Below are 408 nucleotides of genomic sequence, written 5' to 3' on the forward strand. Positions count from 1 at the left end.
CGGAGATGTGCTGGACGTTGGGGAGGTTGGAGACAAAGCTGACGTCGGAGGCACTTGAATGGCCGAGTTGACCGTAGATGGTGCTGCCCCAGCAATAAGGAAAGTCCTCGGTTCCTCGATCAACAATCGCGCACGAATGCGCTCCGCCTGCCGTAATGAGCAGGGTTTGATAATCTAGGTCTGAGACTGCACCACCAACCTCCCGCACTGTTTCCGTTCCCGACGAGCTTCCATTCAACCGCCCGTTGGCCGAATTTCCCCAACACCACCCATTCCTACCGCTTTCGGTCACCGCACAGGTATGCGCCGCGCCGGCGTCCACGGCCACGAAAGCGTCGATGCCCCCATCCAGCGTGACCTGCACGCGCCCCTCGGAGGTGGGGCCGGGGCCGAGTTGTTGATCGCTAT

The 408-nt window shown here is 60.8% G+C and carries 1 pseudogene; it reads right to left on the reverse strand.

Features of this window, described 5'->3' with window-relative positions:
* A pseudogene (locus FRC96_RS22295) lies at positions 1-364 on the reverse strand (hypothetical protein); the annotation flags it as partial.
* Between the last annotated feature and the right edge of the window lie 44 nt (positions 365-408).

The sequence above is a fragment of the Lujinxingia vulgaris genome (genome assembly GCF_007997005.1).
In the GTDB taxonomy this organism is placed as follows: domain Bacteria; phylum Myxococcota_A; class Bradymonadia; order Bradymonadales; family Bradymonadaceae; genus Lujinxingia.